Origin of the sequence: Luteimonas cucumeris, assembly GCF_007830035.1 — a bacterium.
Classification (GTDB): domain Bacteria; phylum Pseudomonadota; class Gammaproteobacteria; order Xanthomonadales; family Xanthomonadaceae; genus Luteimonas_C; species Luteimonas_C cucumeris.
This window is the reverse complement of record NZ_VLKN01000003.1, coordinates 182210-206077: the sequence shown is the minus strand read 5'-3', so window position 1 is coordinate 206077 and position 23868 is coordinate 182210. Positions and strand designations below refer to the sequence as shown.

Annotated in this window: 23 protein-coding genes; 9 read left to right on the top strand and 14 right to left on the bottom strand. The window is 65.8% G+C overall.

Annotated elements, in window-relative coordinates:
• The first annotated feature begins 7 nt into the window (after window positions 1–7).
• The 3 genes from pgaC to IP90_RS07035 are packed head-to-tail and all read left to right on the top strand — an operon-like array spanning window position 8 to window position 3050.
• Entirely contained in the window at window positions 8–1255 is a 1248-nt protein-coding gene (pgaC, locus tag IP90_RS07045) for a poly-beta-1,6-N-acetyl-D-glucosamine synthase (RefSeq protein ID WP_144898911.1), read from the top strand.
• Window positions 1252–1764, top strand: a complete 513-nt coding sequence (pgaD, locus tag IP90_RS07040; RefSeq protein WP_144898910.1) for a poly-beta-1,6-N-acetyl-D-glucosamine biosynthesis protein PgaD — start codon at window positions 1252–1254, stop codon at window positions 1762–1764. The genes pgaC and pgaD overlap by 4 nt, the downstream gene beginning before the upstream one ends.
• A gap of 11 nt (window positions 1765–1775) precedes the next feature.
• Window positions 1776–3050 carry a CynX/NimT family MFS transporter gene (locus IP90_RS07035; RefSeq protein ID WP_144898909.1) on the top strand — a complete coding sequence of 425 codons (1275 nt, stop codon included), beginning with the start codon at window positions 1776–1778 and terminating at the stop codon, window positions 3048–3050.
• A 32-nt stretch (window positions 3051–3082) separates the two neighbouring features.
• Here IP90_RS07035 and argH read toward each other — a convergent pair whose 3' ends face one another.
• The 7 genes from argH to IP90_RS07000 form a co-directional block, all read right to left on the bottom strand.
• Window positions 3083–4372, bottom strand: a complete 1290-nt coding sequence (argH, locus tag IP90_RS07030) for an argininosuccinate lyase (RefSeq protein WP_144898908.1) — start codon at window positions 4370–4372, stop codon at window positions 3083–3085.
• 65 nt (window positions 4373–4437) lie between these two features.
• Window positions 4438–5388 carry an N-acetyl-gamma-glutamyl-phosphate reductase gene (gene argC / locus IP90_RS07025; protein ID WP_144898907.1) on the bottom strand — a complete coding sequence of 317 codons (951 nt, stop codon included), beginning with the start codon at window positions 5386–5388 and terminating at the stop codon, window positions 4438–4440.
• Complete coding sequence (locus IP90_RS07020; protein ID WP_144898906.1) at window positions 5385–6704, bottom strand: acetylglutamate kinase; 1320 nt, start codon at window positions 6702–6704, stop codon at window positions 5385–5387. Before IP90_RS07020 ends, argC begins: the two co-directional genes overlap by 4 nt.
• 96 nt (window positions 6705–6800) lie before the next feature.
• Window positions 6801–7886 (bottom strand): acetylornithine deacetylase, encoded by a 1086-nt coding sequence (locus IP90_RS07015; RefSeq protein WP_144898905.1) that lies wholly within the window; start codon window positions 7884–7886, stop codon window positions 6801–6803.
• A 93-nt stretch (window positions 7887–7979) separates the two neighbouring features.
• Window positions 7980–9230: an argininosuccinate synthase gene (locus IP90_RS07010; protein WP_144898904.1), complete on the bottom strand. Its 1251-nt coding sequence runs from the start codon at window positions 9228–9230 to the stop codon at window positions 7980–7982.
• An 83-nt stretch (window positions 9231–9313) separates the two neighbouring features.
• Window positions 9314–10324 (bottom strand): N-acetylornithine carbamoyltransferase, encoded by a 1011-nt coding sequence (locus IP90_RS07005; RefSeq protein WP_144898903.1) that lies wholly within the window; start codon window positions 10322–10324, stop codon window positions 9314–9316.
• 277 nt (window positions 10325–10601) lie between these two features.
• A complete protein-coding gene (locus IP90_RS07000; protein ID WP_425477086.1) occupies window positions 10602–11003 on the bottom strand; it encodes a hypothetical protein in 402 nt (133 codons plus the stop codon).
• A 183-nt stretch (window positions 11004–11186) separates the two neighbouring features.
• On the opposite strand from IP90_RS07000, the gene cysS reads away from it, so the two are divergent.
• The 3 genes from cysS (at window position 11187) to IP90_RS06985 (ending at window position 14421) form a co-directional block, all read left to right on the top strand.
• Window positions 11187–12554, top strand: coding sequence for a cysteine--tRNA ligase (gene cysS, locus IP90_RS06995; protein WP_144898902.1), 1368 nt, complete (start codon window positions 11187–11189; stop codon window positions 12552–12554).
• Window positions 12555–12709: 155 nt separating this feature from the next.
• Complete coding sequence (locus IP90_RS06990; protein WP_199753421.1) at window positions 12710–13150, top strand: SufE family protein; 441 nt, start codon at window positions 12710–12712, stop codon at window positions 13148–13150.
• The gene (locus IP90_RS06985; RefSeq protein WP_144898900.1) at window positions 13147–14421 is read left to right on the top strand and encodes an MFS transporter; all 1275 of its coding nucleotides are present in this window, start codon (window positions 13147–13149) and stop codon (window positions 14419–14421) included. Before IP90_RS06990 ends, IP90_RS06985 begins: the two co-directional genes overlap by 4 nt.
• A 32-nt stretch (window positions 14422–14453) precedes the next feature.
• Here IP90_RS06985 and IP90_RS06980 read toward each other — a convergent pair whose 3' ends face one another.
• Window positions 14454–14912, bottom strand: coding sequence for a nucleoside deaminase (locus IP90_RS06980; RefSeq protein ID WP_144898899.1), 459 nt, complete (start codon window positions 14910–14912; stop codon window positions 14454–14456).
• A gap of 108 nt (window positions 14913–15020) precedes the next feature.
• Window positions 15021–15986, bottom strand: coding sequence for an RNA polymerase-binding protein DksA (dksA, locus tag IP90_RS06975; protein ID WP_144898898.1), 966 nt, complete (start codon window positions 15984–15986; stop codon window positions 15021–15023).
• Between the two features lie 106 nt (window positions 15987–16092).
• On the opposite strand from dksA, the gene yidD reads away from it, so the two are divergent.
• From yidD to IP90_RS06960, 3 genes are read left to right on the top strand one after another with little or no spacing between them, the layout of a single operon-like run.
• Window positions 16093–16314 carry a membrane protein insertion efficiency factor YidD gene (gene yidD, locus IP90_RS06970; protein ID WP_425477085.1) on the top strand — a complete coding sequence of 74 codons (222 nt, stop codon included), beginning with the start codon at window positions 16093–16095 and terminating at the stop codon, window positions 16312–16314.
• 43 nt (window positions 16315–16357) lie between these two features.
• The gene (locus tag IP90_RS06965) at window positions 16358–17704 is read left to right on the top strand and encodes a dihydroorotase (protein ID WP_144898896.1); all 1347 of its coding nucleotides are present in this window, start codon (window positions 16358–16360) and stop codon (window positions 17702–17704) included.
• A 47-nt stretch (window positions 17705–17751) separates the two neighbouring features.
• Window positions 17752–18558 (top strand): M23 family metallopeptidase, encoded by an 807-nt coding sequence (locus IP90_RS06960; RefSeq protein WP_242007528.1) that lies wholly within the window; start codon window positions 17752–17754, stop codon window positions 18556–18558.
• Between the two features lie 595 nt (window positions 18559–19153).
• Here IP90_RS06960 and folE2 read toward each other — a convergent pair.
• The 5 genes from folE2 to IP90_RS06935 all read right to left on the bottom strand — a co-directional run bounded on the left by folE2 (window position 19154) and on the right by IP90_RS06935 (window position 23726).
• A complete protein-coding gene (gene folE2, locus IP90_RS06955; RefSeq protein ID WP_199753420.1) occupies window positions 19154–20086 on the bottom strand; it encodes a GTP cyclohydrolase FolE2 in 933 nt (310 codons plus the stop codon).
• A 74-nt stretch (window positions 20087–20160) separates the two neighbouring features.
• Window positions 20161–20805 (bottom strand): phytoene/squalene synthase family protein, encoded by a 645-nt coding sequence (locus IP90_RS06950; RefSeq protein WP_144898894.1) that lies wholly within the window; start codon window positions 20803–20805, stop codon window positions 20161–20163.
• On the bottom strand, window positions 20802–21512 hold the full coding sequence (locus IP90_RS06945; protein ID WP_144898893.1) for a phosphoglycolate phosphatase: 711 nt from the start codon (window positions 21510–21512) through the stop codon (window positions 20802–20804). The genes IP90_RS06950 and IP90_RS06945 overlap by 4 nt, the downstream gene beginning before the upstream one ends.
• Window positions 21502–22236 carry a bifunctional 2-polyprenyl-6-hydroxyphenol methylase/3-demethylubiquinol 3-O-methyltransferase UbiG gene (gene ubiG, locus IP90_RS06940; protein ID WP_144898892.1) on the bottom strand — a complete coding sequence of 245 codons (735 nt, stop codon included), beginning with the start codon at window positions 22234–22236 and terminating at the stop codon, window positions 21502–21504. Before ubiG ends, IP90_RS06945 begins: the two co-directional genes overlap by 11 nt.
• Before the next feature lie 149 nt (window positions 22237–22385).
• Window positions 22386–23726, bottom strand: a complete 1341-nt coding sequence (locus IP90_RS06935; RefSeq protein ID WP_144898891.1) for a TRZ/ATZ family hydrolase — start codon at window positions 23724–23726, stop codon at window positions 22386–22388.
• Window positions 23727–23868 lie beyond the last annotated feature (142 nt).

Below are 23868 nucleotides of genomic sequence, written 5' to 3'. Positions count from 1 at the left end.
GGCGGACATGAGCCCGGTACTTGCCCTGCTGTTCCAGTTCGCCTTCTTCTATCCGATCGTGATGTCCTTCTTCTGGATGTCCGGCGGCCTCTATTACTACTTCCGCCGCGAGCGGAAGGCGCGGCTGCGCACCGACCCGCCCACGATCGCGACGCTGCCGTTCGTCTCGATCCTGATCCCCTGCCACAACGAGGCCGAACAGGTCGACGAAACCATGGCCGCTGCGCTGGCGCAGCACTATCCGGATTTCGAGGTGATCGCGATCAACGACGGCAGCAGCGACGACACCGCCGCCCGGCTGGATGCGCTGGCCGAGCAACATGAGCGCCTGCGCGTCATCCATCTCGACCGCAATCTGGGCAAGGCTAACGCCCTGCGCATGGGTGCGCTGGCGGCGCGTTCGGAATACCTGGTCTGCATCGACGGCGATGCCCTGCTCGACGAATACGCCACGCACTGGATGGTCTGGCACCTGCAGTCGGGTCCGCGCGTCGGCGCGGTCACCGGCAATCCACGCATACGCAACCGCTCGACCCTGCTCGGGCGGCTGCAGGTCGGCGAGTTCTCCTCGATCATCGGCATGATCAAGCGTGCGCAACGCGTGTATGGCCGCCTGTTCACCGTGTCCGGCGTGATCTGCGCGTTCCGCCGCACGGCGCTGCACCGGATCGGCTACTGGTCCGACGATATGGTGACCGAGGACATCGACATCAGCTGGCGCCTGCAGATGGACCACTGGGACATCCGCTACGAGCCCAATGCACTGTGCTTCATCCTGATGCCGGAAACCCTCAAGGGCCTGTGGCGGCAGCGACTGCGCTGGGCACAGGGTGGCGTCGAGGTGATGCTGCGCCACACCCGCGACCTGCTCAGCTGGCGCAAGCGCCGCATGTGGGCGGTGTTGTTCGAATACATGCTCAGCGTGACCTGGGCCTACACGATGCTGTTCATCATGGTGCTATGGCTGCTCGGCCTGTTCATGCCGATGCCGCAACAGCTGTACGTGCGCAGCATCCTGCCGTCCTGGCACGGCGTGATCCTGGCAATGGTGTGCCTGATGCAGTTCGCCGCCAGCCTGATCATCGATCGCCGCTACGAGACCCGCGTCGGCCGCAACTACTACTGGATGATCTGGTACCCGATCGCGTACTGGATGCTGAGCCTGTTCACCACCGTCACCGCGCTACCCAGGACCTTGCTCAAACGGCGTAACCGGCGCGCCATCTGGACCAGTCCGGACAGGGGAATCAAATGAAGCACGATTCGCGCATCATCGACAAACCATGGCAGCTGCCAAGGCTGCACCGCTCCTTCTTCGGCATCGTGACCGCCGCATTCTGGCTGCTGTACGCCTACCTGTGGCTGCCGCTGGCGACGCTCATTCTGTGGCTGATCGGCATCCGCACCGCCACGTTCGAACTCTACCTGCGCGAGCAGGCCGTCGAGCCCTTCCTGCTGATCGCCTTGCCGGTGCTGGCGATGGCCAGCGCCGCGCTGCTGATCGCCTGGGCCGAGTACAACCGCTTCCGTTTCAATGGCAAGGATCGTCGCAATGCGCACGCCAACGTCGGCCACGACGAAATCGCCGGATCGTTCGGCGCCAGCATGGAAATCGCGCTAGGTCTGGCCGGCAGCAAGATCGCGATGCTGAACATGGACCGGGACGCACAGCCGACCGGGTTCTCGATGCTGCTCGGCGTGCGCGACGACGCGCAACGCATCATCCCGCGTGAACAGGCATCGGAGATCGCCGTCGCCGGATAAAATACCGGCGCATGAACACACCATCGCGGGATCGCCGCCGCCTCGACCCCGCATCCACTCCCCGCCATTGGGACGGCCGTGCATTGGTGCTGGCCGGCATCGTGCTGTCGGCATTCAACCTGCGTACCGCCGTCACTTCGCTGACGCCGTTGCTGGACCAGCTGGAGGAGCTGTTCGGCTTCGGCTCGACCATGACCGGCGTATTCGGCATGCTGCCGAGCGCCGCATTCGCCGTGTTCGGCGTGGCCACGCCCGCGATCGCGCACCGGATCGGACTTGAACGCGCCGCCCTGCTGTCGATGCTGCTCGCCGCGGCAGGCCTGGTCGCCCGCTCGATGGCCGGCGGCACCAGCGGATTGCTGGTCGGTTCGGTCGTGGCGTTGGCCGGCATGGGCATGGGCAACGTGGTGTTGCCGCCGTTGGTCAAGCGCTACTTCCCGGATCGCGTCGGTGCGATCAGCACGTTGTATATCACCGTGCTGCAGTTCGGCACCATCCTGCCCGCGCTGGTCGCGGTGCCGCTCGCCGCTGCCGCTGGCTGGCGGATTTCGCTAGGCGTGTGGTCGCTGATCGCCGTCGCCGCCGCACTGCCCTGGATCGGCGTACTGCTGATCGAACGCCGCAAGGATTCGGCGCTCGCACGCCGCCATGACCATGCCGTTGCCGCCGGCGACGAGGCGCCGGAACTGTCGGCACCACCCGCGCGCGGCAAGGCCAGCCGCTCGTCGCTGGCCTGGGGCATGGCGCTGATGTTCGGCATGACCTCGCTGATCACCTACTCGATGTTCACCTGGCTGCCGAAGCTGATGGTCGAAGCCGGCGCATCGCCGGCGTTCGGCGGCACGATGGTCGCGTTGTTCTCGACGCTGGGCCTGGCCAGCGCCCTGCTGATGCCGGCGGTCGCCGTGCGCGTGCGCAATCCGTTCCCGATCGTGCTGGCCTGCGCCGCCTGCCATGTCGGCGCCTTCGCCGGACTGCTGTTCGCGCCGATGGCAGCGCCGTTGTTGTGGGTGGCGCTGCTTGGCCTGGGGCCGAGCACGTTTCCGCTGGCGCTGACGCTGATCAACCTGCGCACGCGCACGCCGGCCGGTTCGGCGGCGCTGTCCGGTTTCATGCAAGGCCTGGGCTATGCGCTCGCCTGCCTGGGCCCGTTGCTGTTCGGCATCCTGCACCAGGCCACGCATGGCTGGCTGTGGCCGTTTGCGATGCTCACGGCCAGCGTCGTGGTGCTGCTGGTCGGCGGCTGGCTGGCGTGCCGGCCGCGGATGCTGGAAGACAGCTGGTAACCACGCACCGTCGCCACCAGCCGGTGGCGCCCTCAGCGCAGCGCTGCCAGCCGCGTGTGCAGTTCGCCCAGCCTGGGATCACCGGCCGCACCCGGCGAAGTACGTGCAGCCAGGCTGGCGACGGGATCGCCTTCGGCCCAGCGCGCGGGATCGGCGGCCTGCCTGTATGCATCGCGGAACGGCATTCCCTGCCTGGCCAGATCGACGGCAAGATCGGTGGCGTACATCGAAGGTTCGAGCGCGGCACGCATGCGGTCCTCGCGCCACTCCAGATTGCGCAGCAGATCCGGCAGCAAGGACAACGCAGCCAGCCCCTTGCCGAAGCCATGGAACAGGGCGCCTTTGCTGATCTGCAGGTCGCGGTGATAACCGGACGGCAGCGACAGCAGCTGTTCGATCTCGCAACGCGCTGCGGCCACGCTGGCGTAGCTGGCCCGCATCAGTTCGATGACGTCGGGGTTACGCTTGTTCGGCATGATCGAACTGCCGGTGGTGTACTGCGCCGGCAACGCGACGAAACCGAATTCGGCGCTGGTGAACAGGCTCAGGTCCCACGCCAGCCGGCGCAGGTCGAGCATCGCACTGCCCAATGCTTCGAGCGCCGCCATTTCGAACTTGCCACGCGACAACTGCGCGTACAGTGGCGACACCTGCAGACGTGAGAATCCGAGCGCCGTCGTGGTGTGGTCGCGTTGCAGTGGCAGGTTGACGCCATAACCGGCGGCGGTACCGAGCGGATTGGCGTCGACCCAGGCGTGGGTCGCCGCCATGCGCACCGCGTTGTCGATGTAGGCCTCGGCCCAGCCCGCCCACCACATGCCCAGCGAGGACACCACGGCGCGCTGCAGGTGCGTATAACCTGGCAAAGGCACGGCGGTTTCGGCTTCGGCGCGCGACAGCGCGATCCCCGCGATTTCGACGCACAGTGCCTGTGCGCTTTCGAGTTTTGCCTTCAGCCACAGCCGCGTGGCGACCAGCACCTGGTCGTTGCGACTGCGACCGGTGTGGATTCTGCGACCGGCATCGCCCAGCCGCTCGGTCAGGCGCGCTTCGATCGCCGAATGGCCGTCCTCGTACCGCGCATCGAGCACGAACGCACCACTGCGGAAGTCCGCAGCCAGCAGGTCGAGTTCGCGCGACAACCCGGCCAGTTCATCCTCCGACAGGATGCCGATCCGCTGCAGGCCTTCGGCATGCGCCTGGCTGGCGACGATGTCGTACAGGAAGAATTCGCGATCCAGCAACACGTCGTCGCCGGCCAGGAATGCCTGGATTTCGGCATCGACGGTGACACCGGGTTTTTGCCAGAGCAAATCAGACATCCAATCTTCTCCTGAAGTCATCCCGAATGCAGTAGGTCTGCTGCAACCAGGATGACGCGCGTGGGTTATTGCGGAATGCCAGCCATCTCATCGAACCCGAAGGCCAGATTGAGGTTCTGCATGGCCTGCGTGGCCGCGCCTTTGAGCAGGTTGTCGAGCGTGGCCACCACCACCAGGCGCCGGCCATCGCCGGACAGGCTGAAGCCGCCAATCTCGACGCCATGCCTGCCGGCGATATGGCTCACCCAGGGCGCAGAATCGATGATCCGCAACAGCGGCTCGCCGGCATAGCGCTCGACGTAGCGGAGTTTGGCTTCCTCGATCGTCAGCGACGTGCCCAGATGCAGGTTCGCGGTGATGGTCAGGCCACGGAAATGCGGCGCGACATGCGGCATGAACTCGATCGGCACGCCGAGTTGCCGCGCCGCTTCGCGTTCGTGGACATGGCCGGTCAGCGCGTACGGCATCAGGTTGTCGCGCAGCTTGTCGAGGTCGTTCTTGTCCGACGGCGTGGTGCCCGCGCCGGAATAGCCGGACACGCCGAAGCACTGCACCGGCCCATCGACCAGATCCAGCATCGGCGCGATGGCGAGCTGCATCGCGCTGGCGTAGCAGCCCGGGTTGCTGATGCGCTTCTGGCCCGCATAACGGCTGCGTGTCAGCTCGGGCAAACCGTAATACCAGCGCTCGTCGAAGCGATGGTCCGCGGACAGGTCAACGACCACCGGATCCCCACCGCCCGCTTCGATGGCCGCAACGAAGGCACCGGACTTGTCATTCGGCAACGCCAGCACGACCGCATCGGCACTGGGTCCTGCCACCTGTTCCGGCGACAGGTTCGAGTAGCGCAGCTCGCCGGGATACTCCGGCACGTGCGCGGACACCGGCTGGCCATCGAGCTCGCGCGACGATACGAAACCCAGTTCCAGATGCGGATGTCGGGCCACCAGCCGGATCAGTTCCGCGCCGGTATGGCCGCGCGCGCCGACGATGCCAAGGGTCTTGCGCAGGCTCATGGGGACGCGGGCTCCAGCAGTGTCGGCACGCGCATCGCGCAATGCTCGACCGCCTTCTGGATGGCATCGAAGCCCTCCAGCCCGTACCAGAACACCTTCCACTTTTCCTGCTTGTAGCAGCCGTCGGATTCGGCGTAATAGAAGTAATTGACGGCGTTGCGGTGGCGCGAGCGCCAGAACAGCTTCGGCGTTTCCTCGCGCATCACCTGCCACACCGCGCGCCCCAGGCCTTCACCCTGCGCGTCGTCCAGCACCGCGAACTTGTCGAGGTAAGGCATGCCCTCCTCCTCGGTCAGGATCACCGCGGTGCGGTAGTGCTCGCTGACGTAGGCGCGGTGCAGCGGCGTGCGCTCGAAGTAATCGGGCACCAGCTTGCGGCCGAACGCGGATTCGATCAGCGCACGCAGGCGCGGCAGGTCGAGCTGGTCCCAGCGCTCGGCACGGATGACCCGCTCGCCACGCCGCACCAGCGTGCCGGAACCCTTGTGCGTGAACAGCTCCTTGGCCAGCTCATCCGGCTTGGTGATCGACACCGACGAGGAAGGCGGCAACGCCATCAGCAGGTCGTGGATCTGTTCGATCTTGACGCGCATGCCCGAGTGCAACCACGGCTGCGCCAGCAGTTCCTCGTACTCGGAACTGAGGTTGATCGAGTCGATGACCTTGCCGTCACCGTCGAGCAGGCCACCGGTCCCGGTCAGGAACACGATCTTGTACGGCTGCAACGTCTTGATCAGCTCGTTGGCGGCCCAGTCGGCGTTGACGTTGACGATCTGTCCGTCCGCGGTTTCGCCGAGCGAGGCGATCACCGGAATCGAACCGACCTTGATCGCCGCCTGGATGCCGTCGGTGTCGACGCGCGTCACCTTGCCGACCAGGTCGTACTTGCCGCGGTCCAGATAAGCGGCCTCGAACACGCCGGACTGGATCGAGGTCGCACGCACGCCCTCGGCCTGCAGCGCCTCGACCAGCTTCAGGTTTTCCTGCCGCAACACGCGACGGACCACGGCGAGCACCGGCGCGTCGGTGTAGCGCAGGTTGTCGATGCTCTTCTTCTCGATGCCGGCGGCCTGCATTTCTGCATCCAGTTGCGGGCCGGCGCCATGCACCACGATCGGCGTCAAGCCGACCTGCTGCAGGAACGCGAGCGACGACACGAGCGAATCGAGTTCGTCGCGCAGCACTGCGCCGCCGACCTTGACCACGGCAAAGCGCGCGGCATCGAGCTGCGAGAAACGCTTGAGGTATTGCTGGATCTCCTTGGCGCTGGCCATGTTGGACAGCAGCCGGACGATCGTGGTGCGCAGATCGGTCATGGTCAGCAGCAACTCATCGCCGCGCGACCGGAAGTGCCCTCCGATCACCCGTGAAGGCGGTCGAAGCGGCGGCGTGTAGATCGGAAACGAGCAGGTTCATGATCGGGCTTCCATCAGGCGTTGGTAGGTGGTGGCGGCAAGCGACAGTTGTTGCAGTGAAACCCATTCGTCGGCGGTATGGGCCTGGGCGATGTCGCCGGGGCCATACACCAGCGCGGTGAGGCCGGCGGCGGAAAACAGCGAGGCTTCGGTCCAGAAATCGACCGCGTTGCCGATCGGCATGTCCAGCGCATCGGCGAGGTCGCGCGCCGCGAGGCGACGGTCCTCGGCAGCGGCGATGTCGCCGGCAGGCAGCGGTGGCCCGCGGAACGTGGGTTCGTATCCGGTGCCCTCCGGCGCGAAACCGCGGAAACGCGCGTGCAGCGACTCGATGTCCTGCGACGGCAAAGGGCGAAAACCGAAGCGCAGCTCGGCACTGGGCGCGATCATGTTGGCCTTGATGCCGCCTTCCACCCGCCCGATGTTGAAACGCAGGCCGGTGAGCCCGCCGAAGCGCTGGTGCGATTCGGCCTCCACCAGCGCAAGTGCATCGGCGCCCCAACGAATCGCCTGGTGCAACGCGCTGGCCTGCATTGCATTGGCGCCGGAAGCATGTCCGGCTTCACCCTTGAATTTCATCAGCACCGACGCGATGCCGCGATGCGCCAGCACCGCTTCGCATTGCGTGGGCTCCGCGACGATGACTTCGTTGAAGCCGTGGTCGCTTTTCAGGAAGGCATCAATGCAGCGCGCGTCGTTGGCTTCCTCGTCGGTGCTGAACAGGAAGGCGACATCACCTTGGGTCAGCTGCGCGGCGGCGATCAGACAGGCGGCGGCGCCCTTGATGTCACAGGCACCGAGTCCGATCGCGCGCTCGCCGCTCACCCGCAACTTGAGCGGATCGGCGGTCCAGGCGGGCGAATCGGGCACGGTGTCCAGGTGTACGTTGAACAGCCGTGTCGGCGCGCCGCGCACCGCGAGCAACGACACCGCGCCCGCGCCGTGATCGCGCACGTCGATGCGGAAATCCGGCAGCTGTGCGCGGAGGTAATCGAAGATGCCGCCGGTGCGGATGGCACGCGGCGGATTGCGGGTGTCGAAAGACACCAGCGCTTCGAGGTGGCGGAGGATGGCGGGGAGCATGGGGTTGTCTTCTGGTTCTTTGGTTGTTCGGTTCTGGGGTTGTTGGAATTGAGCCTCAGGTTCCCGTGATCGAGAACCGCAAAACCCAATGACTCAAGAACCGTTCTTGTTGATTTCCGCCCACAAGGTGCTGCTCATTCCGAACAGCTTGATGAAACCCTCGGCCTCTTCCACGCCCCAGTCCGCCGACTGCGCATACGTCGCACCCTTGGCATTGAGGATGTGCGGCGAGTCCACCGCCACCGCATCGACGCGGCCACCGCGGGTTTCCAGCACCACCTCGCCGTTGACCGTCTGCTGCGACGAGGACAGGAAGGCTTCGAGATCGGTCTTGAGCGGATCGTGGAAGAAACCCTCGTAAACCAGCTCCACCCACTTGCGCGCAACGTCCGGCTTGAAGCGGTTCTGCTGCTTGGTCAGCACGGCCTCCTCCAGCGCGCGATGGGCGACCAGCAATGCCGTCAGGCCCGGCGCTTCGTACACGATGCGGCCTTTCAGGCCGATGGTGGTATCGCCGGTATACAGCCCGCGTCCGACGCCGTACTTCGCGAACAATGCATTGAGTTGCGCGAGGAGTTGCGCGCCCGGCATCGCCTGGCCGTCGAGCGCGACCGCTTCGCCCCGCACGAAGCGCAGCGTCACCCGCAGTGCTTCCGCGGGCCATTGCTCACGGCTTGCGCACCAGCCGCGCGCGCCCTCGCCGGGCGCCTGCCAATGGTCGATCTCGCCGCCGGACATGGTCAGTCCGAGCAGGTTTTCGTTGATCGTGTAGGCCTTCTGCTTGGCGCGCACGCCAAAGCCGCGCTGCTCGAGATACTGCTGTTCGTAGGCGCGGGTCTGGGTGTGTTCCTTCTGGATTTCGCGGATCGGCGCGACGATCCGGTAGTCGCCGGATGCCTTCACCGCCAGGTCGAAACGCACCTGGTCGTTGCCCATGCCGGTGCAACCGTGGGCGATGGCCTTCGTGCCCAGATCGTTGGCGCGCGCCAGCGCGGCATCGACGATCAGGTAGCGATCCGAGACCAGCAACGGATACTGGCCCTGGTAGCCCTCGCCCGCCCAGACGAACGGCTTCACGAAGCCATCCCAGATCGCGGGCCCGCCATCGATCGTGACATGACTGGCGACGCCAAGCTCCGCGGCGCGGTCTTCGATGAACCTGCGTTCTTCCGCATCGACGCCGCCGGTATCGGCGAACACCGTATGCACGTTCCAGCCCTGTTCCTGCAGGTAAGGCACGCAGAAGCTCGTGTCGAGGCCGCCACTGAAAGCAAGCACGATGTCCTTGGATCCGTGATTTGTGATTGGCGATTGGTGATTCGAAGAAGCGGGCTGCTGCGACATGGGGGAATCTCTATGCAATCAGGAAAGTTATACGGGGCGTAATCGGCTCTGCTTTTTACGAATCACCAATCACGAATAACGAATCACGACGCTTGCGCAGCAAGCGCAGCCATCACCGCCTTCTGCACATGCAGGCGGTTCTCGGCCTCTTCGATGGCGATGCAGTTCGGGGAGTCCATCACCGCGTCGGTAGCCTTGACGTTGCGGCGCAGCGGCAGGCAGTGCGAGAACACGCCGTTGTTGGTCAGCGCCATCTTGCGTTCGTCGACGATGAAATGCCTGAAGCCGTCGCGGATGGGCTTTTCCGGCCCCCAGTTGCCGAAGTACGGCAATGCGCCCCAACTCTTGGCGTAGACGACGTCGGCACCGGCGTAGGCGCTGTCGATATCGTGGCTGACCTTGAGCGAGCCGCCGCTCTCGGCGACGTTCTGCTCGGCCCAGCCCATGTAGCGTTCGTCCAGCACGTATTCCGGCGTCGGGCACAGCAGGGTCACGTCCATGCCCATGCGCGTGGCGATGGTCAGCGCGGAGTTGGCGACGGCGGTGTTGAGCGCCTTCGGATGGTAGGTCCAGGTCAGCACGTATTTTTTGCCACGCAGGTCGGTGGCGCCGAAATGCTCCTGCAGCGCCAGCACGTGCGCGAGTTCCTGGCAGGGATGGGTGATCGTCTCCATGTTGATCACCGGCACGGTCGCGTGTTTCGCGAAGCCCTGCAGCACCCGGTCCTGGCGGTCAAGCGACCAGTCGATGAACTTCGGAAACGCACGCACGCCGATCAGGTCGACATAGCGGCTCAGCACTCTGGCGACTTCGGCGATATGTTCCTCGGTATCGCCGTCCATGACCGTGCCCAGGTCGAACTCGATGGGCCACGCGTCCTTGCCCGGCTGCAGCACCACCGCATGTCCGCCCAACTGGAACGCACCCAGTTCGAAACTAGTGCGGGTACGCAGCGAAGGATTGAAGAAAACCAGCGCGATGCTCCTGCCCCTGAGCTCGCCACCCAGCTTGTTGCGCTTGAACAGCGCCGCCTGCGTCAGCAGGGCGTCGAGCTCGGGACGGCTCCAGTCCTGGGTGTTCAAGAAATGCTTCATTCGAAAGTGATCCTGCGATTTTCCTGGGGGGCCGGGTGCGTGCTGCGATCCCGGAAACGAAAAAACCCAGCGCGAAGGCTGGGTTTGTCCTGTGAAACTCGGATGACGACGAGTCCCGGCTACCCAGCTGGCTGTAGGGTTTCCGGTCGGCGCGCGCGCGAAGTCATGCCCGAGGCCATCCGGGCGGCACTTGCGAACAGGGCGGTGAGGGTCGTCTTCATCGGCCGGGCATCCTCGCATGCCGCGCCGGACACCGCAAGCATGCCCGCAGATCGGCTCAGCGCCCGGAACCCGGCATGTTCGGCGTCACCGAGACGCGTATGCGCAGGCGCCGACCGGGGTCGCGATCCAGCCGCGAGCGGTATTTGGAGCCCTTGTAGACGTAGTCGACGTCGTATCCGATCTTGCGCTTGAACTCGCGTTCCACCGGCACCAGGCGGCATTCCTGCCCATCCTTGGTGACCACCGGCTCCTCCTTGCTGGGAGTCAGGGCATCCTTCACGGCACCGACGACGCGCGACAACCCCTTGCCTTCGCCATCGCCGCCGGGCGCTTCGCAGTGGTGCTCCATCCGCGTGGCGCGCAGGGTTTCGTAGACCGGTTCGACCCTCAGTACCCGGGCATAGTCGGTACGTACGTTCTCGGCGTGGATCACCACCATCTGGGTTCCCTGCGCCATCGCCGCGCCGGGCAGGCCGAAGGCCAGGATCAGCAGGAGATGTCGGGGCGTGCGATACGACACGGATTCAGTGCGTTGACGGGGAGTGACAGTCTAGGCCGGATATTACCGCAGGACTGAATCGATGCTGTCGCGATGCAGGCCGGGTGGCTAAAATCGAGACTTCGGTCGACGGCAACCTCGATGAGCCTGCATCTCCACAACACCCTGACCCGCCGGCTGGAAGCGTTCGTGCCGCTCGATTCGCAGTGCCCGACCATGTACGTCTGCGGCCCGACCGTCTACAACTACGTGCACATCGGCAACGCCCGCGGACCGGTGGTGTTCGGCGTATTGGCCGATCTGTTGCGACGGCGCTTCGGCGCGCTGCGCTACGCGCGCAACATCACCGACGTCGACGACAAGATCAATGCCGCCGCGCAGGAACAGGGCGTACCGATCAACGTCATCACCGATCGTTTCGCCGCCGCCTATCGCCAGGACATGGCCGCACTGGGCGTGCAGCCACCGGACCTGGAACCGGAAGCGACCGCGCACATCGCGCAGATCGTGGCGATGATCGAACGCCTGGTCGCCAGCGACCATGCCTACGCCGCCGAAGGCCATGTGCTGTTCTCGGTCGCCAGCTATGGCGAATACGGCAAGCTGTCGCGACGCGATCCCGAGGAAATGCTGGCTGGCGCACGCGTCGACGTCGCCCCCTACAAGCGCGATGCCGGCGATTTCGTGCTGTGGAAACCGTCCACGGCCGATCTGCCGGGCTGGGATTCTCCCTGGGGGCGTGGCCGACCGGGCTGGCATATCGAATGCTCGGCGATGGCTGCCGCCCACCTGGGCGAGACGATCGACATCCACGCCGGCGGCATCGACCTGCAGTTCCCGCACCATGAGAACGAGATCGCGCAGAGCGAGTGCGCGCATGGCGGCAAGGTGTTCGCGCGCTATTGGTTGCACAACGGCATGCTCAATCTGGCCGGCGCTAAGATGTCGAAATCGCTGGGCAACATCGAGAAGGTGCACGACCTGGTACGCAGGCACCCGCCGGAAGCGCTGCGGCTTGCGCTGCTGTCGGCGCATTACCGGCAACCCCTGGATTGGTCCGATGCGCTGATCGAGCAATCGGTGCGGACGCTGGACCGCCTGTACGGCACCTTGCGCGACCTCGACGATATCGATGCGGTGGCGTCGATACCGGGCAACATCGAAGCCGCGCTCGATGATGACCTCAACACGCCGCAGGCGCTGGCCGAGATCGCGCGCATCGCCGGCGAAGCGCGCAAGTCCACGGATGTCGCGGAAAAAACGCAGCTGAAATCGGAACTGCTGGGTGCAGGCCTCTCACTCGGCCTGTTGCAGCAGGACCCGGCGGTCTGGTTCGTGCGCGGTGCATCGAATGATGACGACGCCCGCATCCAGGCCCTGATCGACGAGCGCGCCGCAGCCAAGAAGAATCGTGATTTCGCGCGTTCCGATGCGATCCGGGAGCAACTGGCCAATGAGGGCGTACTGCTGGAAGACACGCCGCAGGGCGTGCGCTGGAAACGCGCCTGACGGACTTCCTTTGGTGCGAGCGGCTTTGGCCGCTCCCGTAAAGAGCGTGAGTCCTGGCCAACCAACTTATAATTGTGGCAGCCGAAGCCGCTGGGTTCCCGCCTTCGCGAGTTTCAACAGCCGAACGGCTGGTCATGACGGCTCAAGAGCAAAACGTGAACGACTCTGCTTTCCCTCTCGAATCCACGCCTGCCGAAGCGCAAAGCGCCATCGCCGAGGAATTCGCGTTCTTCGGCGACTGGTCCGAACGCTACCAGTACCTGATCGATCTCGGCCGCAAGCTGCCGCCGATGCCGGATGAATTGAAAACCGAACAGCATCGCCTGCTCGGATGCCAGTCGATGGTCTGGATCGTGCCTTCCGGCGATGCGTCGCGGCTCGACTTCGCCGCGGCCAGCGATTCGGCCATCGTCTCCGGCCTGATCTACCTGGCGCTGCGCGTCTATTCGGGCCGGTCCGCCGCGCAGATCCTGGCGACCGATCCGGACTACATCGCCTCGATCGGCCTGGCCAAGCACCTGTCGCCGACCCGCAGCAACGGGCTCGCCGCCCTGCTCGCCTTCATCCGCGAAACCGCACAACGCGTCTCGTCGTGAGCGTCGCCCGCGGCGAGGTCGCGTCGTTGCTGCGCAACCGCGGCTTCACCGGCCTGCTGCTGTATCGCGTGCTGGCGACGCTGTCCTACCAGATCGTCGCGGTCACGGTCGGCTGGCAGATCTACCAGATCACGCGCAATCCGCTTTCGCTGGGACTGATCGGCCTGACCGAGGTCATTCCCTATTTCTGTTTCGCCCTGTTCGCCGGCTACGCGGTCGACCATCTGCCGCGGCGCAAACTGGGCATGTTCGCCTGCCTCGGCCTGCTGCTGACGACCCTGGTGCTTGCCGGCGTAGCCAGCGGCACGTTGCCGTCCCTGGGCACGATCAGCATCTACGTGGCGATCGCCGTCAATGGCGTGGTACGCGCGTTCCTCAGCCCGGTCTACAACGCATTGTTCGCGCGCGTACTCAAGCGCGGGCAGTTCGCCCGTGGTGCCGGCATCGGCAGCGTGGTGATGCAGACCGGGCTGGTGACCGGCCCCGCGCTCGGCGGCACGCTGATCGCTTGGCAGGGCTTGACCGTCACCTACCTGGTCGCGGCTGCGTTCGCTGCCGCTGCCGCGGTGGCGATCGTCAGCCTGCGCGTGACCGAGCCGGCGCTGCCGGCCGAACGCGCGCCGGTGTTCAAGAGCATCGGCGAAGGCCTGCGCTTCGTGTTCAGCAACCAGATCGTGCTCGGCGCGCAGGCGCTGGACATGTTCTCGGTGCTGTTTGGAGGCGCGGTCGCGCTGCTGCCGGCCTTCATCAACGACATCCTCCAGGCCGGTCCGGAAGCGCTCGGACTGTTGCGGGCATCACCGGCTGCCGGCGCGGTGCTGGTCGGACTGTGGCTGGCGAGGCGACCACCGCAACGCCACGCCGGACGCCTGCTGCTGTTCGCGGTCGCCGGTTTCGGGTTGTGCATCATCGGTTTCGCTCTGTCGCGCCAGTTGTGGCTGTCGATGCTGATGCTGCTGCTGTCGGGCATGTGCGACGGGGTGTCGGTGGTCCTGCGCACGACCATCCTGCAACTGGCCACGCCCGACCACCTGCGCGGCCGCGTTTCCTCGATCAACGGCATCTTCATCGGCTCGTCCAATGAGCTGGGCGCCTTCGAATCAGGACTGGCTGCGCGGCTGATGGGGTTGGTGCCCTCTGTGATCTTCGGTGGTTGCATGACGTTGGGCGTGGTCGCCGCGACCGCAAGGCTTGCACCCAAACTGCGTCGTCTGGATCTACGCGATCTTTACGGCGCGGCCGCGGAGGTTTTCTCGAAAACGGCGGCATAGGACTACTGTCGAAGGCCGGCGGCAGGACACGATCAGCGTAGCGCGGCCCATTCCGCGTACAGGCCATTCTCCATCGCGGGCCGCGACTGCGCGACGACGATCGACTGCGCCGCCGGCGGCAGTGCCATCTGAGCGTAGATCGCAGCCGTCGACAGGCCATAGGGTTCGCCATCCTCGTTGGAATAGGCGTAGTACGCCGCCGACACGCCACACAGGTGCATGGCAGCCAGGCACATCGGGCATGGATGGCCACTGGCATAGACGACGCAGCCGTCCAGTCGCGGACTCCGCAGCAGGCGCCCGGCCTCGCGGATCGCCAGCAACTCGGCATGCGCGGTGGGATCGCAGGTGTCATGGATGCGGTTGGCGGCGCTCGCGATCCGCTCGCCGTCGCGCGCGACCACCGCACCGAAGGGACGGCCGCCCTGGGTGATATTGGCACGCGCCAATGAGATCGCCTCGCGCATGAACGGATCGTTGGCAGTCGGCATGAGCAGCGTCCTCGATCGACATCAGGGCCAGTCTGCGCAGGCGCCGGCACGACCGGCAACAAAAACCCCGCGCGCGGCGGGGTTCGTGTTGCGAAGCGAGGACGACGATCAGTCGCCCATCTGCTTCTGCATGTGCTCCCAACGCTCCTGCGCATCGATCGTGCGTTCAGCGGTAAGACGCGCTTCCAGGCGTTCCAGGCCGATTTCCTCGCCGGTGTCGACGCAGTAACCGTAGTCGCCTGCTTCCAGGCGCTTGAGCGTGCTGTCGATCTTGCCGATCAGCTTGCGGTAACGATCGCGGGTACGCAGTTCCAGCGAGTTCTCGGTTTCGCGGGTCGCGCGCTCGGCTTCATCGCCGACGTCGCGGACCTCGTCCTTCAGGTTCTCGATGGTCTGCTTGGATTCCTCGACCAGGTCCGCGCGCCAGTCGAGCAGGCGCTGGCGGAAATACTCGAGCTGCAAGGCGCTCATGTACTCCTCGTCCGCGGCCGGCTTGTAGCCAGCAGGCAGGATCGGGCGGCCAGTGGCCTCGTCGGTCTTGTACGGCACTACTTTCACCTTGTCGCGCGGCGCGGGCGCCTGCGGCTTGGCGACGACGGCCACGGCGACCTTGCCGACCGGGCGCGACGCAGCGGGGCGGGCCACAGGCTGGGCGGGAGCCGGCGCAGTCGGAGCGGATTTGGTCGCCGGCTTCCTGGCTGCAGGTTCGGGCTTGGGCGGTGCCACCACTTCCGGCTTCCTGGCCACGACCGGTGCAGCCTTGGCTTCGGCCTTCGGCGCGGGCTTGCTGGCCACGGTCTTGGCCGGCGCAGCCTTCTTTGCGACCGGCTTGGGGGCCGGCTTCCGCGCGACCGGCTTTTTGGCTGCCGGCTTCTTGACCGCAGCGGACCTGGCGGGCGCGGCCTTCTTGGCGGCCGGCTTCTTCGCTACGGGCTTCTTGGCGACCTTCTTCGCGGCCGCTTTCTTGGCGGCGGGCTTGGGCGCCGGCTTCTTGGCAGCCGTCTTCTTGGTTGCCGGCTTGGTGACCTTCTTGACGGCCTTGGCGGATTTCTTCGCTGGTTTCTTTACTGCCACGAGCTGATGTTCCTCTTCCCTTGAGGCGGGAAAGCGCGCTGTTATAGCCTAATGGGCTTACAGCGGCAACCGCGCATGCCTGCGCGCCGCGACACGATGTTCAGGTATCTTGGTCAAACACTTCCTTATCGCCTGTCTGCGCGTCTACAAACGCTGGTTGAGCCCGCTGCTCGGCCCGCGCTGCAGATTCATGCCCACCTGCTCGGAATATGCGATGCAGGCGATCGACCGTTTCGGCGCGATCAAGGGCAGCTGGCTGGCGCTGCGCCGGATCGGACGCTGCCATCCCCTGCATCCGGGCGGCCACGATCCTGTACCGCCGGTCTGACCGCCTGGACATCCCTTCGCAACACCGACACGGAACCGCGCACATGCCCTCGACCCTGATCGTCAACGCCCGCCTGGTCAACGAAGACCGCGAATTCGATGGCGACCTGCGCATCGAGTCCGGTCGCATCGCGCAGATCGGCACGGGCCTGGCGGCGCACCCCGGCGACGCGGTGGTCGACGCCTGCGGCCGGCGGCTGCTGCCGGGCATGATCGACGACCAGGTGCATTTCCGCGAACCGGGAATGGAATACAAGGCCGACATGGCCACCGAATCGGCGGCCGCGGTCGCCGGCGGGCTGACCAGCTTCATGGACATGCCCAACACGAGCCCGCCGACGCTGGACGCCGCGGCGCTGGAAGACAAGTACCGCCGCGCCGCCGGCCGCGCCTGGGGCAATCACGGCTTCTACATGGGCGCCAGCAACGACAACCTCGACGCGATCCGTACGCTGGATCCGCTGACCGCGCCGGGCATCAAGGTGTTCATGGGCGCGTCCACCGGCAACATGCTGGTCGACAATCCGGACACGCTGGACGGCATCTTCCGCGAGGCGCCGACGCCGATCATCACCCATTGCGAAGACACGCCGATGATCGACGCCGAACTCGCCCGCTACCGGGCGAAATACGGCGACGACATTCCGGCCGAATATCACCCGGACATCCGCAGCCGCGAGGCCTGCATGAAGTCGACGCAACTGGCGATCGCGCTGGCCAGGAAGCACGGCACGCGCCTGCACGTGCTGCACATCTCCACCGCCGATGAACTGGCGCTGTTCACGCCGGGCCCGCTGATCGATGCCGACGGCGTACGCAAGCGCATCACCGCCGAGACCTGCATCCACTTCCTGCGTTTCGACCGCGCCGACTATGCGCGGCTCGGCCACCTGATCAAGTGCAATCCGGCGATCAAGGATGCCGGCGACCGCGAAGCGCTGTTGCGTGCGCTGGCGGACGACGTGATCGACGTGCTGGCGACGGACCACGCGCCGCACACGCTGGAGGAAAAGGCACGTCCCTACACTTCGGCGCCGAGCGGACTGCCGCTGGTGCAGTACGCGCTGAACGCCGCGCTGGAATGCGTGCACGAAGGCTCGCTGACCACCGCGCAGGTGGTGCGCAAGTTCGCGCATGCGCCGGCACAGCTGTTCGACGTCAAGGAGCGCGGCTTCCTGCGCGAGGGCTACTGGGCCGACCTGGTGATGATCGAGGGCACGCCGATTACCGTGCAGCGCGAGGACGTGCTGTCCAAATGCGGCTGGTCGCCGTTCGAAGGCACCACGTTCCGCTCGCGCATCGCCTCGACCTGGGTCAACGGCCAGCTTGCGTGGGATGGCCGGATGCTGGTCGGCACGCCCAATGGCAAGCGGCTGGAATTCGCGCGTTGAGGCCGGAAGCCGCGTTGCTGGGGCTTCTGCTTGCCATATGCGCCGTCGTGCAGGCCGAGGTCGGGCCGCCGTCACCGACCCCTCGTGCGTCCTATGCGGGCGACCAGCGTGTCGTGTTCCCCTCCTCCGTTTCGCAGGGCGCGCTGGTGATCGGCAAGGTGCCAGCCGGCAGCGAGGTGCGCTATGCCGGTCGAAAGCTGCGCGTGACGCCGTATGGCAGCGTGGTATTCGGTGTCGGCCGGGATGAGAAAGGCCCGGTGTCGATCGAAGTGCTGCGGGCGGACGGCAGCAGTGAGCGGGTGGCGATCCTGGTAACCGCGCGCGACTGGCCGATCGAACGCATCGACGGCGTGCCGCCGAAGACGGTGCATCCGCTACCGGCGATCGCGGCGCGGATCGCACGCGAACAGGCGCAGGTGGTCGCCGCTCGCTTGCGCGACGACGATCGCGCCGACTTTGCACAGGCTTTCGCATGGCCACTGCAAGGCCGCATCAGCGGCCGCTTCGGCAACCAGCGCATCTACAACGGCACGCCGAAATCAGCGCATTCGGGCATGGACATCGCCGCGCCCACAGGCACGCCGGTCAAGGCACCGGCCGCCGGTATCGTCACCTTCGCCGCACCCGATCTGTACCTGACCGGCGGCACGCTGCTGATCGACCATGGGCACGGCGTCAGCAGCAATTTCCTGCATTTGTCGCGGATCGACGTGAAGGTCGGCGACCGGGTCGAGCAAGGCGAGGTGATTGCCGCCGTGGGTGCCACCGGGCGCGCGACGGGGCCGCATCTGCACTGGGGGATGAACTGGTTCGATGTGCGTATCGATCCTCTGCTGGTGCTCGAGAAGCGATAACCACTGCCTTCTTTGGTTCCGCGGCGCGGCGAGCCATGATCAAGAGGTAATGATCGGCATAGATCACAGTGCAACTGTACGGCACCGTGCTAGACAAGAAGGCCCAAAGCTTCCGGCTTCGCCGGGTCACTTTCTTTGCTGGCCCAAAGAAAGTAACCAAAGAAAGGGCCAGAAGCCGATTTGTGTCGTCTCGCTCGCGGCGCAAAAGCCATAGCAACGACAGTGGCGTACCTGACAAGGTCTCGACCAAAATTCGCTCGTAGCGATTGCTAAGTCGCAGCTCAGCCATCGCCCAACAACGCCAACTGATCTCGTCACGAATCGACTGACGGCAGCGGTCGCATTTCAATGTCGAAGCTGGAACAGGAGCAATGGTCGCGACGAAAGCGACTAGGGCCCTAATCGTCGTACGCAACGAATGCCATTCGGGCTTCAGGCCCTTTCTTTGGTTACTTTCTTTGGGCCAGCAAAGAAAGTGACCCGCCGCAAGGCGGAAGCTCTGCACTTTGCAGCAAAAGCAGCTGAGCAGGATCCCGGCGTTCACAGGAACGAGCAATGCAAGCCCTCTGGGCTGCCGTCTACGCGAGAACGACGGCTACGAGCGGTTGCCCACGCCCGAAACCCTCGCCACCGCATCGTGCGCATGCAGGCTCTCGAAATGCGATACGGTCACGTCATAGCGATCGACCCGCGCGTCATCGGCCAAGGCGGCGGCGACGCGCCGAGCGGCGTCCTCGCAGAACATCAGGTTCTCGGCATTGAGACGCGCGAAGGCCTGTTCGTCCTCGCGCTTGACCGCGGTCTGCACCGGCGTACCGACTGCCTGCTCGACGCTGTCGATCAACGCTGTGAACGGCAGTTCGTCGAAGGCCGCGCGCAGTTCGACCCGCACGTCGGCGCGGCTGCGCTGGGCATGCGGTGTGGCCGCCAAGCCGCGCTCGGAATGCAGCCATTCGCTGACCACGCCGGTCGACAGCGGATGCGCGTTGGCGAAGTCCTCGGCGAAACGCTCGGCATTGAGCTGACGTGACAATGCCGCCGATGCCGGACAGGTGCTGGAGTATTCGGCCGCGAACGCGACGGCCAGCTTCAGGTGCCCGTCGCGCAGCGTGGCCTCGATCTCGACCGGATAGTTCTTCCAGCCGCTATGTTCACTGGCCAGCGCACGGCGCTTGAGCAGGAGGTCGTAGCGGATCACCAGCCGCGCCGCCGTCGACAGGCCTCGCTGCGATTCGACCATGTCCTGCAGCACGCGGCGCAGGCCGGCCGGAGTCAGCGCCTCGCCGGCGAAGGCGTCCTGCAGGCGCAGGTACAGCCGCGACATGTGGATGCCACGCGCGCCGGCATCCTGCAGGTTGACCGCCGCATCGATAGAAGCGGCCACCTGCAGCGTATCGCCATCGGCGCCGTGCACGCGCAGCGGCAACGCGATGCGGTCCATGCCCACCCAGCTGAGCTGGCGGGCGAGCGCGACGGCGTCGTCGGCGACATCGGGCAGGCGCGAGGGGATCGAGGGAGAGGAAGACACGGCGTTTCCCGCAGAATTCGAAACCAGACAATGCGGCCATTGTAGCGGCCCGCAAGGCAACGCCTGCGCAACGCTCAGTGCCGGGCGGCGCCCCAGGCGGTCCACAGCACGCGCCAGGCCGGCACGGCGGTCGTGCGGCCCAGTCGCGCACGGGCCAGGGCAGCGATGATCCGCCGCGGCCGCGGGCCTTCACGCACAGGCCATTGCGCGAGCAGATCGCGGATGTGATCGGCGTCCCTGCCCGACCAGCGGGGATGGACCGCGAGCAGGGTCGCGGCAACGTTCGCAGTGCCGGCGGCGCTGTTTTCGGCGATGAACAGCGCCCGTTCGAGCGCTGCCACGGCCGCTGCGAAAATATCCAATGCAGCGAGTGCCGATCCTGTTCCGGCCGGCAAATCACGGCTCGCGCGCAACGACGCCAAGGCCGAGGCAAGCTCTGCCCAGGGCGCGTCGTGGCGCTGCAGCACCGTACCCAGTGGGTGGCGACGCCGGCCCAGCGACCAGCCCTGCAATTCTTCCTGCCACCAACCCAGCTTGGCGCTGCCCGGCGTCGGATCGTCGCCGGCCCAGGCCGCATCGGTCAGTTCCTGCAGCAGCGCAAACCAGGCCGTCACCAGCTGCCGTTGCTGCGCCGGCACGAACACTTCGGCCACGGCCCATTCCGGCCAGCGCTCGCGCCACTTGCCGATGAAACCATCGAGCGCGACCGGATCGCTCACGCGGGCGAATGCGACGGCCACGCCGCCGTGTCGAGCAGGTCGCGTGGCGATTCGAGCATGACATCACCACCCCAACGTTCCGGCGCGTCGTCCGGCAGGCGGTAACCCCACAGCGCGACCACGGAAGGCATGCCGGCAGCGCGCGCGGCGATGATGTCGCGCTCGTCGTCGCCGACGTAGACGCAATCCTCCGGCGCAATACCCAGGGCCTGCGCCGCGTGCAGCAGCGGCAGTGGATGCGGCTTGCGTTGCGGCAGCGTGTCGCCGCCGATCAGGATTGCGCAGCGCGTCTGCCAGCCCAGCAACGGCAATAGCAGACGGGCCAGGTATTCGGGCTTGTTGGTGACGATGCCCCAGCGCGCACCGTCGGCCTCGATCGCGGCCAGCAGTTCCTCGATGCCGTCGAACAGGTGCCCATGCAATGCCAGTTCGGCTTCGTAGCGCGCCAGGAACGGGGCGACCATCGCCTCGCGCTGCGCATCGGTATCGCGTGCGAACGCCGCCGCCAACATCGCGCGCGAGCCTTTCGACACGTGCGGGCGCAGTTCCTCGAGCACCATGGCCGCTTCCCCACGTTCGGTGCGCAGGGCGTTGACGGTGGCCAGCATGTCCGGCGCGCTGTCGAGCAGCGTGCCATCGAGATCGAACAGCACCAGTCGCGGAAAACGCGTAGCCCCACCCTGTCGTTCCAGGACCCTATGCCGCATTCCCGGTTCCCGGCTTCACCGCGCAGGCGAGGTAATTGACGTCGGTGCGCGAGATCACGCGCGCGGCATTGCGCCAAGGCTCGTACATCAGGCCGCTGACATCTTCCAGGTCGAGTCCGGCCGCGCGAAGCCAGGCGGCCAGTTCGGATGGCTTGATGAATTCACGGTACTGGTGCGTGCCTTTCGGCAGCAAGCCGGCGATGTATTCGGCGCCGACGATCGCCAGCGCAAACGCCGCCGGCGTGCGGTTGAGCGTCGACACGAACAGGCGTCCACCCGGCTTGAGCAGTGTGGCGCAGGCCATTAGGATCGCCGCCGGATCGGGCACGTGCTCGAGCATTTCCATGCAGGTGATCGCGTCGTAGCGGCCAGGCTGCTCCTCCGCCAGCGTTTCCACCGGACTGAGTCGATAGTCCACTTCGACGCCGGATTCGAGACGATGCAGCTTGGCGATACGGATCAGTTCCGGCGCCAGATCGATCGCCGTCACCTGTGCACCCGCCTTCGCCAGCGCCTCGCTGAGCAGGCCGCCACCACAACCGACATCGAGCACGGTCGCGCCGGGCAACGGCGTGCGCGCGGCAACGTAGCCCAGGCGCGCGGGGTTGAGTGCGTGCAACGCCTTCTGCGGGCCTTGTGGATCCCACCAGCGGTTGGCGAGCGCGCCGAACTTGTCGAGCTCGGCCTGGCTGAAGTTGTCGTTGTTGGCGCCGGTGCTGTCCATTCGAACACTCTACCTTCCGTCATCCCGGCGAAAGCCGGGATCCATTTTTGCTGTTGTTGTTCATGGCACGACCACTTCGAGACAAGATCAAAATGGGCCCCGGCTATCGCCGGGATGACAACAAACAAGAATACGCTGCGTCCTGGAATTCACCGACCGATCACCGCGATCCTTTCGCGCCACTGCTTCACGTTGGCGATGATCTCGGCCACATCCATCTCGACCAGCTCGCGGTCGCGCAATTTCGGTTTGCCCGCGATCCACACATCGCTGACCTGGTGGCGGCCGGTCGCGTAGACCAGTTGCGACACCACGTGGTGCAGCGGCTGCGTTTCCAGCGCAGACAGATCGATGCATACCAGGTCGGCCTGCTTGCCCGGTTCGATCGAACCGACGCGGTCGTCGAAACCGATCGCCCTGGCGCCTGCCAGCGTGGCCGCGCGCAATGCGCTGAAGGCGTCGAAACCGGCGGCATCGTCGGCGACCGCCTTGGCCAGGATCGCGGCGGTACGCGCTTCGCCGAACATGTCCAGGTCGTTGTTGCTGGCCGCGCCATCGGTACCGAGGGCCAGGTTGACGCCTGCGCGCTGCAACGCGCAGGCCGGGCAGAAGCCGGAAGCGAGCTTGAGGTTGGACTCCGGGCAATGCACCACCGACACGCCGCGCTCGGCGCACAAGGCGATTTCGCCCGGCGTCAGCTGCGTCATGTGCACCGCGATCAGGCGGTCGTTGACCAGGCCCAGCCGATCCATCCGCGCCAGCGGCCGCTGGCCATGCTGCTGCTGCGACTGCGCGACCTCCTGCGCGGTCTCGTGCAGGTGCAGATGCACCGGCACGTCGAGCTGATCGGCCAGCATGCGGATGCGTTCGAAATTCGCGTCCGACACCGTGTACGGCGCATGCGGCGCGAACGCGGTGGCGATCAGTGCATCGTCGCGCCACTGGTCGTGGACCTCGCCGGCGCGGTCGAAGTATTCATCGTCCGAACTGGCCCAGGCGGTCGGGAAGTCGATCACCGGCAGGCCGACGCGCGCGCGGAAGCCGTAACGCCGGTAGGTGGCCGCCTGCACGTCGGGGAAGAAATAGTTCTCGTTGCAGCTGGTGGTGCCACCGCGCAACATCTCGGCGATCGCCAGGGTGACGCCGTCGGCGACGAAATCAGGCCCCATCACCGCGGCCTCGATAGGCCAGATGTGTTCCTGCAGCCATACCTTGAGCGGCAGGTCGTCGGCGACGCCGCGCAGCAGCGTCATCGGGTTGTGCGTATGGGCGTTGACCAGCCCCGGGATCAGTGCGGCATCGGGGCGTGATGCGGTTTCTTTCGCTTCGAAGCGGGTACGGGCGTCGTGCGTCGGCAGGATCGCGACGATGACACCATCGCGTACTGCGACGGCGTGGTCTTCCAGCACCACGCCGTGCGGCTCGACCGGAATGACGAAGCCGGCTTCGATGAGGAGGTCGCAGGATTGGGGAACCGGTGTATCCGTCATGCCTTCACGCTGTCATTCCGAACTTGGTGAGGAACCTGTGTCTTGTCGCGAACAATAAGCACTGGGAGCGAATAGCAGATCCTTCGCTGCGCTCGGGATGACGATTTGGCAAAGCCGTGTCCGCTTTGCGGACACGGGCCGA

Bases quoted from the DNA above. Each gene is read 5' to 3' on its own strand.
- IP90_RS07000 (WP_425477086.1), bottom strand. From the start codon at position 11,003: ATGGCGCAGGGAACCCAGATGGTGGTGATCCACGCCGAGAACGTACGT.
- IP90_RS07020 (WP_144898906.1), bottom strand. From the start codon at position 6,704: ATGACCGATCTGCGCACCACGATCGTCCGGCTGCTGTCCAACATGGCC.
- IP90_RS07035 (WP_144898909.1), top strand. From the start codon at position 1,776: ATGAACACACCATCGCGGGATCGCCGCCGCCTCGACCCCGCATCCACT.
- IP90_RS07010 (WP_144898904.1), bottom strand. From the start codon at position 9,230: ATGTCGCAGCAGCCCGCTTCTTCGAATCACCAATCGCCAATCACAAAT.
- argC (WP_144898907.1), bottom strand. From the start codon at position 5,388: ATGAGCCTGCGCAAGACCCTTGGCATCGTCGGCGCGCGCGGCCATACC.
- pgaC (WP_144898911.1), top strand. From the start codon at position 8: ATGAGCCCGGTACTTGCCCTGCTGTTCCAGTTCGCCTTCTTCTATCCG.
- pgaD (WP_144898910.1), top strand. From the start codon at position 1,252: ATGAAGCACGATTCGCGCATCATCGACAAACCATGGCAGCTGCCAAGG.
- IP90_RS06965 (WP_144898896.1), top strand. From the start codon at position 16,358: ATGCCCTCGACCCTGATCGTCAACGCCCGCCTGGTCAACGAAGACCGC.
- IP90_RS06945 (WP_144898893.1), bottom strand. From the start codon at position 21,512: ATGCGGCATAGGGTCCTGGAACGACAGGGTGGGGCTACGCGTTTTCCG.
- IP90_RS07005 (WP_144898903.1), bottom strand. From the start codon at position 10,324: ATGAAGCATTTCTTGAACACCCAGGACTGGAGCCGTCCCGAGCTCGAC.
- cysS (WP_144898902.1), top strand. From the start codon at position 11,187: ATGAGCCTGCATCTCCACAACACCCTGACCCGCCGGCTGGAAGCGTTC.
- argH (WP_144898908.1), bottom strand. From the start codon at position 4,372: ATGTCTGATTTGCTCTGGCAAAAACCCGGTGTCACCGTCGATGCCGAA.
- IP90_RS06980 (WP_144898899.1), bottom strand. From the start codon at position 14,912: ATGCCGACTGCCAACGATCCGTTCATGCGCGAGGCGATCTCATTGGCG.
- IP90_RS07015 (WP_144898905.1), bottom strand. From the start codon at position 7,886: ATGCTCCCCGCCATCCTCCGCCACCTCGAAGCGCTGGTGTCTTTCGAC.
- ubiG (WP_144898892.1), bottom strand. From the start codon at position 22,236: ATGGACAGCACCGGCGCCAACAACGACAACTTCAGCCAGGCCGAGCTC.
- IP90_RS06935 (WP_144898891.1), bottom strand. From the start codon at position 23,726: ATGACGGATACACCGGTTCCCCAATCCTGCGACCTCCTCATCGAAGCC.